We start from the raw sequence: 14,794 nt of genomic DNA on the forward strand, positions 1-14,794 counted from the left end.
TTTTAAGTGCTTGCTAGACTTGCAAACTACTCGGTCTTGCCGCCACGCGCTAAAAAGAGCCACGTTTCAATGACTGTATCGGGATTAAGCGAAATCGTTTCAATCCCTTCCTCAACCAACCATTGCGCAAAGTCTGGGTGATCAGATGGGCCTTGGCCGCAGATACCAACGTATTTACCCAATTTTCGGCACGCTTTAATCGACATCGACAGCATCGCTTTCACCGCTTCATCACGCTCATCAAATGAAGTCGACACGGGCCCGCCCGAATCACGATCAATCCCCAAGGTCAATTGGGTCATGTCGTTCGAGCCAATCGAGAAGCCATCAAAAAACTGCAAAAACTGTTCTGCGAGCACGGCATTGGCTGGAATTTCACACATCATGATGACACGTAGGCCATTTTCGCCCCGTTTCAGGCCATTGCGTTCCAATAATTCAATCACGCATTCTGCTTCTTTTAAAGTGCGAACAAAAGGAATCATCACTTCAATATTGGTTAAACCCATCACATCGCGCACCTTTTTCACCGCACGACACTCCAGCTCGAAACAATCGCGGAATGATTTATCGACATAACGCGCTGCGCCACGAAAACCAATCATCGGGTTTTCTTCATGTGGCTCGTACTCCGTTCCTCCAAGCAAATTAGCGTATTCATTCGATTTAAAATCAGACAAACGTACAATCACTTTTTTAGGATGAAACGCAGCACCAAGCGTTGCAATCCCTTCGGCAATTTTGTCGATATAAAAATCAATCGCCGAGCGATAGCCTGCAATGCGCTCTTCAACTTGCGATTTCAAAGGCTCAGCTAAATTCGGATACGCCAACAAGGCTTTCGGGTGAATACCGATCATGCGGTTAATAATGAATTCCAAGCGCGCCAAACCCACGCCGTCATTCGGTAATTGGCAGAAATCAAACGCCAATTCAGGATTGCCCACATTCATCATGATTTTAACGGGCGGCGTAGGTAAGGTTTGCAAAGCCACATCCATGCGTTCAAATTTGAGTAGGCCTTCATAAATAAAACCCGCATCGCCTTCGGCGCATGAAACGGTCACTTCGTCGCCTTCACGCAACATTTGCGTGGCATCGCCGCAACCCACAACAGCAGGAATACCGAGTTCACGAGCGATAATCGCTGCGTGGCAAGTACGGCCGCCGCGATTGGTGACAATCGCAGCCGCACGTTTCATCACAGGTTCCCAATCTGGATCTGTCATATCCGACACCAGCACGTCGCCCTCCTGAACACGATCCATTTCCGACACATTCCGAATGATGCGCACCTTGCCTTGGCCGATTTTCTGGCCAATTGCACGGCCTTCGGTAATAACACGACTGGTTTCTAGCATTCTAAATTTAGTCAGTTTGTCGGAGCCCGACTCTTGCGACTTCACTGTTTCTGGGCGGGCCTGCAAAATGTACAGCTTGCCGTCGATCCCATCGCGCCCCCACTCCACATCCATCGGGCGTTGATAATGTTGCTCAATAATTACTGCGTAACGCGCCAGCTCTTCCACTTCAGCATCCGAAATTGAAAACTGATGGCGCTCTGCTTGACTCACTGGAACGGTACGCACTGATTTGCCTGCAACCGACTCAATATCAAACTCCATTTTTAGCGCTTTACCACCCAAATGACGGCGCACAATCGCTGGACGGCCTGCTGCTAAGGTTGGCTTGTGTACGAAAAACTCATCCGGATTAACTGCGCCCTGCACCACCGTTTCACCCAAACCATAAGAAGCGGTCACAAACACGACCTGATCAAACCCAGACTCAGTATCAATCGTGAAGAGTACCCCTGCAGCGCCCTTATCAGACCTCACCATCCGCTGTATACCCGCCGATAGCGCAACCACTTTATGATCAAACCCTTTGTGCACACGGTAGGCAATCGCTCTATCGTTATACAGCGATGCAAACACATGCTTCATCGCATCAACGACGTTTTGGTAACCAACGATATTAAGGAAAGTTTCTTGCTGACCAGCAAATGAAGCATCTGGCAAGTCTTCAGCAGTCGCAGATGAACGCACCGCAACGGTGACGTTATCACCCAGCAGAGCGTAATGCTCGGCCATTTCAGCCTCTAGCTGTGCTGGCAACGGTGTTGCCATAATCCAATCACGAATCTGCTTACCGACAACGGCAAGCTGTTTCACATCATCCACATCCAAAGTCGACAACACACCATCAATCCGATCTGCCAGACCTTGATGCGCAAGAAAAACACGATAAGCCTCTGCGGTAGTCGCAAAACCACCAGGCACTCGCACTCCTTTTTCAGTGAGCTGCGAAATCATTTCGCCCAACGAGGCATTTTTTCCACCCACTTTTTCTACGTCGTGCATGCGTAGATGAGCAAAGTCGAGTACGTATTTTTCGGTCATATGCTAAGGTCCTCAGAATGCTGCATTGCAAAATTATCTGATTCAGTTTAGCTTTTAAACGTTAATTGCCAAGTCAGGAATTACCTTTACTGGTTTTCCTGAGGATTGCGCGGTATTCTGTTTAGACAGGGGGATTTATGCGACGCACTGCCTTTTTTGTATCTGACCGAACCGGGATTACCGCCGAAATATTAGGGCATTCCTTACTTTCGCAATTTGAAGACGTGAACTTCAATCGAATCACTTTGCCCTTTGTAGATACCGTGCAAAAAGCCGAAGAGGTGGCGCTTAATATTCGTCGCCACGCCGTTGTCGATGGCTGTCGACCTTTGGTTTTCAGTACCATTATCGACCCTGTATTACGCAAAAAAATATTAGTCGAAGACGCATTAACCATTGATTTTCTTGAAAAATTTATTGGACCACTCGAAGAAGAGCTCGGTGTGGAATCGACCCATACCGTGGGGCGTTCTCATTCGATTGGTAATTTTGAAGAATACAAAAATCGTATCGATGCGGTTAATTTCTCGATCAATCACGACGATGGCATCATGCCGCGAGACTTGGCCGAAGCGGACTTGATTTTGGTGGGTGTTTCCCGCTCAGGAAAAACGCCAACCTGCCTTTACCTAGCCTTACAGTTCGGCATCAAAGCGGCCAACTACCCACTGACACCAGAAGACTTTGGCCAACACACCCTGCCTCGCTTATTACTTCCGTATCGCAACAAATTGTTTGGCCTGACAATCGATCCAGTGCGTTTACAACAGATTCGTGAAGAACGAAAACCCGATAGTCGCTACTGCTCACTGGAAACCTGCCAATTTGAAGTCGCAGAAGCCGAAGCGCTATTGCGTCATGTGGGAGTGCCGTACTTAAACACCACCAAAATGTCGATCGAAGAGCTTTCAACCACCATCATGCATCGCACAGGCATCAAACGACGCACATATTGAAACATCACAACGCTTGAGTCGATTAAAGAGGCCATCCAGCAGTATCAATGATTCGCACAAGCATTCAGCACCACATCAAGTAAATTCAGAAAAACATCGTAAAATAGCCTCTTTTACGATGTTTTTGCGGCAAAAACCCGCTTACAGCGAAACACAGCTTCCTAGCACTGCCATGAAACGGTAAACTGCGTTCTTTCGCTGTTGTGATACCCGTTTATATATGACCAGCTTTGCCTACCCTGAAGAATCAACGAGTGTGTTTGAGTTCAAAAGCACCACGACTAAACTCACCGCATTCGTTCCCTGCACACTTGAGCCAGAAAAACTGATCCTTGCATTACAACAGCAGCTTGGCGATGGTGAACACTTTCTCTCTGACGAACAAATCGCCATTGATTTTAGTCTGCTCAAGAGCATTCCATCCGCGATTGAAATCCTCGCCTTGGTCAACTTATTACGTCAATTTCAGCTCAATCCAATTGTTGCACAAGGCGGCAATTTTGATCAGCAAGTGGCCGCTAAAGAAGCCGGCTTGGTGGTCTTACTCGATAGCGGGATTACCCCAGCAGCTGCACCTCCCATCGTTGAGACTGTTGCAGCGCCTAGCGCAATGATTATTGATCGCCCTGTACGAACAGGACAGCAAGTCTATGCCAAAGGCTGCGACTTAATTGTACTGGCCTTGGTTTCGCATGGCGCTGAAGTTATTGCCGATGGCAATATTCATGTATATGCCCCCCTGCGCGGTCGCGCCCTAGCGGGTGCGCGCGGCGACACCAAAGCACGCATCTTTACCACTTGTATGGAAGCTGAATTAGTCTCTATCGCAGGGGTCTATCGCTCGCTGGATGAAAACTTGCCCGCTTCAATTGCGGGTAAGCACAGCCAAATTTATCTCGATCAGGACAAGCTCGTGATCGAAGCGCTTAACCAAACCAATTAAGCCAAAACCAATTTATCTATTTACTATCCCAGGGGAACTCTGTGGCAAAAATCGTAGTGGTAACATCAGGCAAAGGCGGCGTTGGCAAAACGACGACCAGCGCTAGCTTTGCTTCTGGCTTGGCTTTACGTGGCTTTAAAACCGCCGTCATCGACTTTGACGTTGGCCTACGTAACCTCGATTTAATCATGGGTTGCGAGCGCCGCGTGGTGTATGACTTTGTCAATGTTATTCAGGGCGAAGCTTCATTGCGCCAAGCACTAATCAAAGACAAAAACTGCGACAACCTCTATGTATTGCCTGCCTCGCAAACGCGAGATAAAGACGCACTATCGAAAGAAGGCGTTGAAAAAGTACTTAAAGAACTTGAGCACGATGGCTTTGACTACATCATCTGCGACAGCCCGGCGGGTATCGAAACGGGTGCGTTCTTAGCGCTTTATTACGCAGATGAAGCCATTGTTGTAACCAACCCTGAAGTCTCATCCGTACGTGACTCAGACCGTATCATCGGCATTTTGGATGCAAAATCAAAACGCGCCGAAGACGGCGGCTCGGTCAAAACCCATTTACTGATTACGCGTTACAGCCCAGCCCGTGTTGAATCCGGCGAAATGCTCTCGCTCGATGATGTGCAACATTTGCTGCGCATTTCACTCATCGGGATTATTCCGGAATCAGAAGCCGTCTTGCAGGCCTCCAACTCAGGTACCCCAGCGATTCATAATGCAGGTACCGATGTATCGGAAGCCTATAAAGACGTGGTCGCACGCTTTTTGGGCGAAGAAAAACCAATGCGTTTTATTGAAGTACCAAAGGCACCGTTCTGGAAACGGTTGTTTGGGGGTTAAGCTATGTCGATTCTGAGTTATTTTTTTGGCGAAAAGAAAAAAACCGCCAACGTCGCGCGTGAGCGTTTGCAAATTATTTTGGCCCACGAACGTGGCGGCCAAAATACGGCACCCGATTATTTGCCACAATTGCAGCGCGAATTGCTTGAAGTGATTTCTAAATACGTAGCGATCAATCCAGAAGACATCAAAGTGCAACTTGAACGCAAAGATGACTTTGAAGTGCTTGAACTCAACATCGTATTGCCAGAACATCACAAGCGCTAAGAAAAAGTTTGTAGTTCACCAAAAAGCTCAGCCCCCTGCTGAGCTTTTTTGTTTACCCTTTCAGCAAGCGGACTAGCTAGCGCACGAATGTTATACTTGAGGAAAATCAACCTATTCAAGAGGCTTTTGGCCTCGGCATTAAAGGCTTAGCATGACCATCACCATTAAAACCGCCGAAGAAATTGAAAAAATGCGCGTAGCTGGCCGCCTCGGCAGCGAAGTATTGGACTACATCACACCATTTATTAAACCCGGCGTAACGACCGAAGAAATCGACCGTCTCTGCCATGAATACATGATTAACGTGCAGGGTACTATTCCAGCACCATTGAATTACTGCCCTCCTGGCTATATACCGTATCCAAAATCAATTTGCACTTCGGTCAATAACGTCATTTGTCATGGCATCCCGAATGACAAGCCACTGAAAAATGGCGACGTGGTGAATTTGGATATCACCGTCATCAAAGACGGCTACCACGGCGACAATAGCCGTATGTATATGGTCGGCGACAATGTGGCCACGCACGCCAAACGCTTATCGCAAGTGACTTTTGACTGTATGTGGATCGGTATCGACCAAGTCAAACCTGGCGCACGTTTGGGTGACATCGGTGCCGCCATTCAAAAGTACGCCGAAAAAGCCGGTTATTCGGTCGTTCGTGAATTTTGTGGCCACGGTATCGGCGCGGTGTTTCACGAAGAGCCACAAGTTTTGCATTACGGCAAAGCGGGTACTGGCGTTGAGCTAAAACCAGGCATGATTTTCACGATTGAGCCGATGATTAATGCCGGTAAACGTGAAATCAAGCAAATGAACGACGGTTGGACGATTGTGACCAAAGACCGGAGCTTATCGGCACAATGGGAGCACACGGTGCTGGTGACTGAAACGGGCTACGAAGTATTGACCGTTTCAGCAGGCACTCCACCTCGCCCAGAGAAATACCTACTCGCCTAATACCAACGCCCTCGACTGAGGGCGTTTTTACACCGTTGTATCCGGAGTTTGTCATGCGCTCGGTCAGTGCCATTCGTGAATCCTACGCCACCGCCAAAATCGCAATACGCGATCGATTTGATGCCCCCGCCAAAGCCGCCCCACTACTGAATGCCTTGGCGCACTTGACCGACAAAACACTCATTGAACTCTGGGAGCGTCACGAATTTTATAATGATGTATTACTCTGTGCGGTAGGTGGGTATGGGCGTGGCGAGCTATACCCACACTCCGACATTGACCTACTGATTTTATTACCGGATCAGCCTAGCCCTGCCCTGCTCGAAAAACTCGAAGTCTTGGTCGGTGAGTTATGGGATATTGGCATCGAAGTTGGTCATTCAGTACGCACGACAACCGACTGCTTGGCCGAGGCCGAAAAGGACATTACCGTCCAAACCGCCCTACTCGAAACCCGCGTACTCACTGGTGATAAAGAACGCTTTACCATTTTTATGGATACAGTTCATCGTCACATTGATCCAAAAGCGTTTTTTGAAGCCAAACTCATTGAACAACAAGCGCGCTACGGTCGTTTTAAAAACGCGACTTACAAACTTGAACCGAATATCAAAGAGGCGCCGGGCGGCCTGCGCGATTTACATTTAATCGGCTGGATTGCAGCCAGCCAAAGGTTGGGTCGTGACTGGCATTCGCTCGCAGCGCTGGGCATGCTGACGTTTGAAGAAAACCGCAAACTCTGTGAAGCAGAACGCGTACTGCGCACTTACCGCATCGCGCTGCATTGGCGCGCCAAACGCCGCGAAGACCGAATTTTATTTGATTACCAACATGCGCTAGCCAAAGATTTTGGCTTTGACGATATCTCTACCGCTGGCCGCATTACGCAACGCGCCAGTGAAGCGCTGATGGCGGAATATTACCTCGCAGCGCGCATCATTACTCAGCTTGTGCCGATCTTACTGCATGCACTCCGTCAGCGAATTTACTCGTATTTAAGTAATACCACGCCGATTAACGATGATTTTTATATTCGCGATGGTCATCTGGCCATCAACGATCCGCAACTGTTTAATAAAAATCCTTCGGCGATATTGGCGCTATTTTTACACCTTGAACAACGCCTTGAAGCCAGTGATATTGCGCCCGAAACGCTGCGAGCACTGTGGCACGCGCGCGAACTAATTGATGATCAATTCCTGCAAAATCCGCACAACAAGCAACTGTTCATCGCGCTATTTCGCGAGCCACGTGGTTTAACACGCATTTTGCGCCGCATGAATCAATACGGCGTGCTCGGCCGCTACATTCCTGAATTTGGCGATATTGTTGGCCGCATGCAGCATGATTTATTTCATGTTTATACCGTCGATGAACATATTTTGATGGTATTGCGCAATATGCGCCGCTTCGCGGTTCCCGCATTTACCCATGAATATCCGCTGTGCTCCAAGCTGATTGAAGAATTTGATCATCCTGAAGTCCTCTACTTAGCCGCGCTTTTTCACGACATCGGCAAAGGTCGTGGCGGTGATCATTCACAAATCGGCGAAGACATCACCCGCGCTTGGTGCGCGCAACACCCACTACCGAGTGAAGATGCCGACCTCATTGTCTGGTTGGTTCGTCACCATTTAACGATGTCGTCCATCGCGCAAAAACAAGACGTATACGACCCAGACGTCATTACCGAATTTGCAGCATTGGTGGGCACTCAGCGCCGACTCAATGCGCTGTATTTGCTCACCGTCGCCGATATTCGTGGCACCAGCCCGAAAGTCTGGAATGCCTGGAAAGCCAAGCTACTCGAAGACTTATACAAAGGCACCCAAGGTTTTCTCAATCGCGAAAGCGGCCACGCTTGGCTGAGTGAGCGCCAAGAGGAAGCCCTCCGTCTGTTGCGCTTATATGGTTTGCGTAATGATGCGCACGAAGGCTTTTGGAAATTACTCGATACCGTGTATTTCCTTCGCCACGATGCCCGCGATATTGCATGGCATACACGGATGCTATTTGCCCGTACCCATTCTGATGAAACCATCGTTCGCGCCAAGATTTCCGAATCCGGCGAAGGGCTACAAGTGGTCGTTTACGGGCCTGACCAGACTGATTTATTCGTGCAAATTTGTAGCTTTTTTGAGCGCGCGGGTTACTCGATTTTTGATGCACAAATTCACACCACGCATCACGGCTATGCGCTCGATACGTTTTACGTCTTCATCCCCGATAGCCTGCATACCTCGTATCGCGATCTGATTAATTATGTTGAATTTGAGTTGAGCGAGCGCATTAATAAAAAAATGCCGATTCAAGCTGCGCCAACCGGCCGCCTCTCCCGACAGCAAAAGCACTTTCCCGTCAAAACGCATGTGCAAATTCGCCCTGATGAAAAAGGCAAATATCACGTGTTATCTGTCGTTGCGGGCGATCGACCCGGCTTGCTATCGACCATTGCGCGAATTTTAGCCGCCAACCGGATCGAAATTCAATCAGCTAAAATTATGACTTTGGGCGAGCGTGCCGAGGATAATTTTTTGATTTTCGGCCGCGCTCTCGGTGACGAAAAAATCGTTACTCAGTTAGAAAACGAGCTGCTTCAAGCACTCAATCCAAAATAGACACAGGAGCAGCAAATGCGTTGGGATAAAATGCCGGAAGACCATAGCAATGTCGAAGACCGTCGCGCCAGTAGTGGCTCAGGTCGGCGTGGCGGTGGCAAGCTCAGTCTCGCAGGTATCGCCATCGTCATTGTGATTGGCTTAGTCATGGGCAAAAATCCAGTCGAAATTCTTGGCATGGTGATGCAATGGCCTGAAGGTAGTGCACCCACCCAGCAAGCTGGCCCCGTCAATACCGCCACCGACAATGATCAAGTCAAATCACAAGTCGTCAAAACGCTGACCGATACCCAAGACACTTGGCAGACGATTTTCCAGGAATCGGGCCAAACCTATCAACAACCAAAATTAGTGTTATTTCGCAACGGCGTAGAAACCGCCTGCGGCAGCGCCACCTCGGCGGTCGGCCCGTTTTATTGTCCAGCCGACAGCAAGGTGTATCTTGACCTAGGCTTTTTTGACGACATGCACAAAAAACTCGGCGCGCCCGGCGACTTTGCACAAGCCTATGTGATCGCGCACGAAGTCGGCCATCACATTCAGAACCTGACAGGTATCTCTGGCCAAGTTCACCAAAAGCAGCAGCAAGTCTCCAAAGCCAAAGGCAATGCTTTATCTGTACGCTTGGAGTTGCAAGCCGACTGCTATGCAGGCGTGTGGGGGCATTACGCAGCGAAAAAAGGCCTGCTTGAAGCGGGTGATATGGAAGAAGCCCTTGTGGCTGCGAATGCCATTGGCGACGACACCTTGCAAAAAAATGCTGGCCACAGCGTAATGCCCGACTCGTTCACACACGGCACATCTGAACAGCGCATGGCGTGGTTTAAGCGCGGCATGGACAGCGGCGATGCGGGGCAATGTGACACCTTCAAAGCAAGCATCTAGGTATATCAACCTAGGCAATATTAAATAATGCCTTCATTAATATACCCAGCAAAAAGCCCAGCATCTGCTGGGCTTTATTTTCCTCTCCTCAAATCAACAAACTTTACTTCGCTGGCTTCCTCATTTTGCGACCCAATGGGCTAGGCTGCTGGCGTTTCTTTGCCAATTCGATTTGCTTTTGGCGCTCCATCGCGCCTTGGCGCGTTTTTTCGCTCAACGTATCATAGCAATGCGGGCAACTAATCCCTGCTACATATTGCGGCGATTGACGCTCTTCGCTTGAAACTGGCTGACGGCAAGCGTGACACAACTCAAAATCTCCCTCGCTCAAATCATGACGCACCGTAACGCGATTGTCGAAAACAAAGCAATCGCCCTTCCATAACGTCTCTTCCTGCGGCACTTCTTCGAGGTATTTCAAAATCCCACCTTTCAAGTGGTAAACCTCTTCAAAACCCTCACCGAGCATATAACTCGACGCTTTCTCGCAGCGAATCCCGCCAGTGCAAAACATCGCGACTTTTTTGTGAACTGCTGGATCGAAATGCTCTTTGACATATTCAGGAAACTCGCGGAACGTTTCGGTCTTCGGATCAATCGCGCGCTCAAACGTACCAATCGCCACTTCATAATCATTACGCGTGTCGATCACCAATACTTCTGGATCGGAAATAATCGCATTCCAATCTTTGGGCTCGACATAGGTGCCGACGGCTTTATTCGGATCAACGCCCGGTACGCCCAAAGTGACGATTTCTTTTTTTAATTTCACTTTGGTACGCAAAAACGGCTGCTCGTCGCAATATGACTCTTTATGATCGACATTCACCAAGCGCGGATCAGAACGCAACCACGCCAACAGGCCATCAATCCCCGCGCGCGTTCCTGCCACCGTGCCGTTAATGCCTTCATCGGCCAGCAGCAATGTGCCATGCACATCCAGATCGATCATCGTTTGTAAAAGCGGCTCGCGCAGTGCGACGTAATCGCTCAGCGTGACAAATTGATATAAAGCGGCAACAACAATCTTGCCCTCACCTTGATTTGACATGAATTCTCCAAGTGGTCACCCGCGTAAAGGATGGACCTGATTTTTATGATGGGAGCGGATTTTACCTGAGCTAGAAGCACTTAAACACTTGATGGATATACTTTTTTTTTAGAATCTAGACAATTTTTATTCGGAAGCGTCTACTCAGCGCTTAAAATTTCAGTATTAACATAGATTATTTAGCTCAAGCTCTTCGGCTAAATGTCAAAAAATGAGGACATACAATTGCGTGACTATGGCGCAAATAAACAGTTCCGCCTCAATTTCTATAAGGGTATTGCCATAAAATTATTTATTTTAAGTATCTTTATAGCAATACCCACCCCATCTACTTCAAAACAAATCGAAATTGCTCCGTCGGTTTACTGGGCAAAGTAACTTTTAGTAGGGCTTTGCTACCTGCAACAGCCTTGTATTGTCCTTGCGCCATAAATGAATTATCACCCGATGGCAGGAGTTTTACGGCTTGTTTATCAGCGCCATTAAGCAGTGTTAATTCCGCCACCGCCCCTTTGGTCGCAATCGCTTGGTCACTGTGCGTCGTGAGATACACCATCAACATATTGCCTTGGGTGCTTAGTTCGGCGCGGGTTCCTGCGCTAGCTTCCGCCATGACACCACCGTGCGCCGCTTTCATTTCACCATCTGCAAATGCCATGTTGGAAAACAGAGCCAGTGCGATTAATATTTTTTTCATGCTATTTCCTTTGCTTATCTAGGTTAGTAAGGCAACTAAAACGTCGTTTCATTTTTTTCATCTAATAAGCGTTGCAATGGCTTCTCGCCAAAGAGCCAGAACATCAGCGGAGTCAGTAAAGTATCGAGAATCGTTGAGCTAATCAGCCCACCAAAGATCACTACGGCAACGGGGTGCAGAATTTCTTTGCCCGGTGCATCAGCCGCAAACAGCAGTGGCGTTAAGGCCAGTGCCGCAGTCAATGCGGTCATTAACACCGGCGTTAACCGTTCTAATGAGCCGCGCACAATCATCTCTTTACTAAAGGTTTCTCCTTCGAATTTACATAAATTGATGTAGTGACTGACTTTCAAAATGCCGTTACGAGTCGCAATCCCAGTGAGCGTAATAAAGCCCACCATCGACGCGACAGACAACGTAATCCCACCCAGCCACATCGCCACCACGCTACCGATCAGCGCCATTGGATATTGGCCATAATAATCGTGGCCAGCACCGCAGATTGGTAGCGCGTGTACAGCACCATAAAAATCAAGGCCAGCGATAAGAGCGATAGCAATGCGATCAGTTGCGTCGCGTCTTCTTGGGCTTGAAATTGTCCTTCTAGGCTGACGAAATAGCCTTCCGGCATGGTGTTGGTCGCTAAGACGCCGCGCATTTGGGCGATGATTTGCGCCATATCGCTGCCATCGGTGTTGGCGGAGATCACGATCCGACGACGACCATTTTCCCGACCGATCTGATTAGGGCCATCACCTTCCTCAATCGTTGCCACTTGCGACAATGGCACCTTGCCATGTGGGGTATCGATCAAAATATTGGCTAAACCCGCGGCATCACGTGCGGCATCCGGCAGGCGAATCACCAGATCAAAGCGCTTATTTTGATCCACAATCTGCGCCACCGTATCGCCTTCGCTCAAGGCTTCCAGCGTTTTGAGCAAAGTGCCCGGCGCGACACCCAGTTGAGCGGCACGGTCGTAGTCAATTTGCACCTTGATTTGTGGAATCAAAACCTGCTTTTCGATTTGCAAATCGGTGAGCCCTTCAATACCGGATAGCTTTTGTTGCAAGTCAGCCGCTTGCGTTCGCAGTGTATCAAGATCATCGCCGTAGATTTTTAAGGCAATTTGCGCTCGAACCCCTGAGAGCAAATGGTCGAGTCGGTGCGAAATCGGTTGCCCCAACATCACGGTGGCTGGCAGGCTGGATAATCGTTGCCGAATATCAGCCAAGACTTCATCACGCGGTCGATCTGATGCTTTCAAGTCAATATCCAGCTCACTGGTATGCACGCCCTCAGCATGCTCATCCAACTCGGCTCGACCTGTGCGGCGACCGACGCTTTCCACTTCAGGCACTTGCTGCACCAGTGTTTCGGCCAATTTTCCAATCCGATTGGATTCGGCCAGCGACGTGCCTGGGTTGAGCAGCAAACTCACCAGCAAAGTGCCTTCGTTAAAGGCAGGCAAAAATGCGCGCGGCAAAAACGGCAGACTCGCCATCGCTACCACCAGCATCAGTACACCGCCAGCCAGCAGGCTTCGTGCACGATCAAATGAGCCCTCCAGCAAACGCTGATCGTGGCGCTTTAACCATTGCACCAGTTTTGAATCGCCATGCTCGATCTGCTTCATCTTGGGCAGCAAGTAGTAACACATCACCGGCGTGACCGTGAGCGCAACCAATAAACTGGCCAAAATCGACGTGATATAAGCGATGCCCAATGGCGCAAACAAACGTCCTTCCATCCCCGGCAAGGCAAACAGCGGCACAAACACCAACACCACCACCAGCGTTGCCACGACCACGCCCGAGCGCACTTCATTACACGCATCGGCAATCACTTTGATTGAGGCGATCGCACCTTGTGGCTTTTTCTCCTTTAAGCGCCGCAACACGTTTTCAACGTCGACCAAGGCATCATCGACCAGTTCGCCAATCGCAATCGCCAAGCCGCCTAAGGTCATCACATTGACTGATAAGCCCATCGCCTTGAAGATGAGAAAGGTCAGCGCTAACGACAAAGGAATTGCCGTCAGCGAAATAATCGTGGTTCGGGTGTTCATTAAAAACAGAAATAAAATCACCGCGACCATAATCGCGCCATCGCGCAGCGCTTCTTCGACGTTATTGACCGAGGCTTCAATAAAGTCGGCCTGACGGAACGAGACTTTGGGCGTGCTAACACCCGCCGGCAATGATTTGCTCAGACTAGCTAGCGCCGCTTCAACCTCACGCGTCACCCGCACCGAATCCGCAGTCGGCTGTTTTTGCACCCCGACAATCACTGCCGGCTGGCCGCCAAAACCTGCATCACCGCGCTTAAAGGCTGGAGCAAACTTCACCTCGGCCACTTGTTTGAGCAACACCGGCTGACCGTTGTTGACCTTGACCGCGAGGTTTTGCATGTCTTCTAGCTTGGTGGTTCGCCCTACATTGCGAATCAAATATTCGCGTGCATTTTGCTCTAGATACCCACCACTTGTATTGCCTGAAAAGCCATTGATTGCGTTCTCTATATCTTCATACCCAATAGACAATTGAGCCATCATGGCAAAATTGGGTTCGACACGAAATTGACGCACCTCTCCCCCAATCGGGATCACCTGCGCCACGCCCGGTATCGAGAGCAGGCGAGGGCGTAGTACAAAATCAACGTACTCGCGCACCGCCATGCCTTGCTGCGGATTGGCCTGCTGATTTTGCCCTTGATCCACAATCGGAAAAGCAATCAGCATAATTTCACCCATGACGGATGAAATCGGGCCCATCGTTGGGCTAATGCCATCAGGAAGCTGAGACTTTACTTCGGCCAATCGCTCAGCAACCAACTGGCGATTGCGATAAATGTCCGAACCCCAAGCAAATTCGGCATAAATAATTGACAATCCCACGCCCGACACCGAGCGGACTCGCGTGACGCCGGGCATGCCGTTGAGCGAAGTTTCTAGTGGGAAACTGATCAATTGCTCCACTTCTTCAGGCGCCATTCCGCCCGCTTCGGTCATGATGGTCACCGTCGGTTTATTCAAATCTGGAAACACATCCACTGGCATGTGGCTGGCGGTGTAGCCGCCATAAATCATCATGATCACCGCAATGGTAACCACAAATAGCCGGTTTTTTAAACTGGCATTCACAATCCAACTAAACATGATGCC

Annotated in this window: 10 protein-coding genes and 1 pseudogene; 7 read left to right on the forward strand and 4 right to left on the reverse strand. The window is 49.3% G+C overall.

What is annotated here, in order from left to right; translation table 11 throughout:
• Positions 1 to 26 precede the first annotated feature (26 nt).
• Positions 27 to 2,402, reverse strand: a complete 2,376-nt coding sequence (gene ppsA, locus K4H28_RS08030) for a phosphoenolpyruvate synthase (protein WP_221007845.1) — start codon at positions 2,400 to 2,402, stop codon at positions 27 to 29.
• Positions 2,403 to 2,539: 137 nt separating this feature from the next.
• On the opposite strand from ppsA, the gene ppsR reads away from it, so the two are divergent.
• From ppsR to ypfJ, 7 genes are all read left to right on the forward strand, one after another.
• The gene (gene ppsR, locus K4H28_RS08035; RefSeq protein WP_221007846.1) at positions 2,540 to 3,358 is read left to right on the forward strand and encodes a posphoenolpyruvate synthetase regulatory kinase/phosphorylase PpsR; all 819 of its coding nucleotides are present in this window, start codon (positions 2,540 to 2,542) and stop codon (positions 3,356 to 3,358) included.
• Positions 3,359 to 3,578: 220 nt separating this feature from the next.
• Complete coding sequence (gene minC / locus K4H28_RS08040; RefSeq protein ID WP_221007847.1) at positions 3,579 to 4,301, forward strand: septum site-determining protein MinC; 723 nt, start codon at positions 3,579 to 3,581, stop codon at positions 4,299 to 4,301.
• A 41-nt stretch (positions 4,302 to 4,342) separates the two neighbouring features.
• Positions 4,343 to 5,152: a septum site-determining protein MinD gene (gene minD, locus K4H28_RS08045; RefSeq protein ID WP_221007848.1), complete on the forward strand. Its 810-nt coding sequence runs from the start codon at positions 4,343 to 4,345 to the stop codon at positions 5,150 to 5,152.
• Between the two features lie 3 nt (positions 5,153 to 5,155).
• Positions 5,156 to 5,419 carry a cell division topological specificity factor MinE gene (minE, locus tag K4H28_RS08050; protein WP_221007849.1) on the forward strand — a complete coding sequence of 88 codons (264 nt, stop codon included), beginning with the start codon at positions 5,156 to 5,158 and terminating at the stop codon, positions 5,417 to 5,419.
• 151 nt (positions 5,420 to 5,570) lie between these two features.
• Positions 5,571 to 6,380 carry a type I methionyl aminopeptidase gene (gene map / locus K4H28_RS08055; RefSeq protein WP_221007850.1) on the forward strand — a complete coding sequence of 270 codons (810 nt, stop codon included), beginning with the start codon at positions 5,571 to 5,573 and terminating at the stop codon, positions 6,378 to 6,380.
• A 53-nt stretch (positions 6,381 to 6,433) separates the two neighbouring features.
• Positions 6,434 to 8,998: a [protein-PII] uridylyltransferase gene (locus K4H28_RS08060; RefSeq protein WP_221007851.1), complete on the forward strand. Its 2,565-nt coding sequence runs from the start codon at positions 6,434 to 6,436 to the stop codon at positions 8,996 to 8,998.
• A 15-nt stretch (positions 8,999 to 9,013) separates the two neighbouring features.
• Positions 9,014 to 9,883, forward strand: a complete 870-nt coding sequence (gene ypfJ, locus K4H28_RS08065) for a KPN_02809 family neutral zinc metallopeptidase (protein ID WP_221007852.1) — start codon at positions 9,014 to 9,016, stop codon at positions 9,881 to 9,883.
• Between the two features lie 103 nt (positions 9,884 to 9,986).
• Here the strand turns inward: ypfJ and trhO are convergent, their stop codons facing one another.
• The 3 genes and pseudogenes from trhO to K4H28_RS08080 all read right to left on the reverse strand — a co-directional run bounded on the left by trhO (position 9,987) and on the right by K4H28_RS08080 (position 14,788).
• Positions 9,987 to 10,934: an oxygen-dependent tRNA uridine(34) hydroxylase TrhO gene (gene trhO, locus K4H28_RS08070; RefSeq protein WP_221007853.1), complete on the reverse strand. Its 948-nt coding sequence runs from the start codon at positions 10,932 to 10,934 to the stop codon at positions 9,987 to 9,989.
• A gap of 328 nt (positions 10,935 to 11,262) precedes the next feature.
• The gene (locus K4H28_RS08075) at positions 11,263 to 11,631 is read right to left on the reverse strand and encodes a hypothetical protein (RefSeq protein WP_221007854.1); all 369 of its coding nucleotides are present in this window, start codon (positions 11,629 to 11,631) and stop codon (positions 11,263 to 11,265) included.
• A gap of 35 nt (positions 11,632 to 11,666) precedes the next feature.
• Positions 11,667 to 14,788: pseudogene (locus K4H28_RS08080) on the reverse strand (efflux RND transporter permease subunit).
• Between the last annotated feature and the right edge of the window lie 6 nt (positions 14,789 to 14,794).

The organism is Deefgea tanakiae (assembly GCF_019665765.1).
Taxonomy (GTDB): Bacteria; Pseudomonadota; Gammaproteobacteria; order Burkholderiales; family Chitinibacteraceae; genus Deefgea; species Deefgea tanakiae.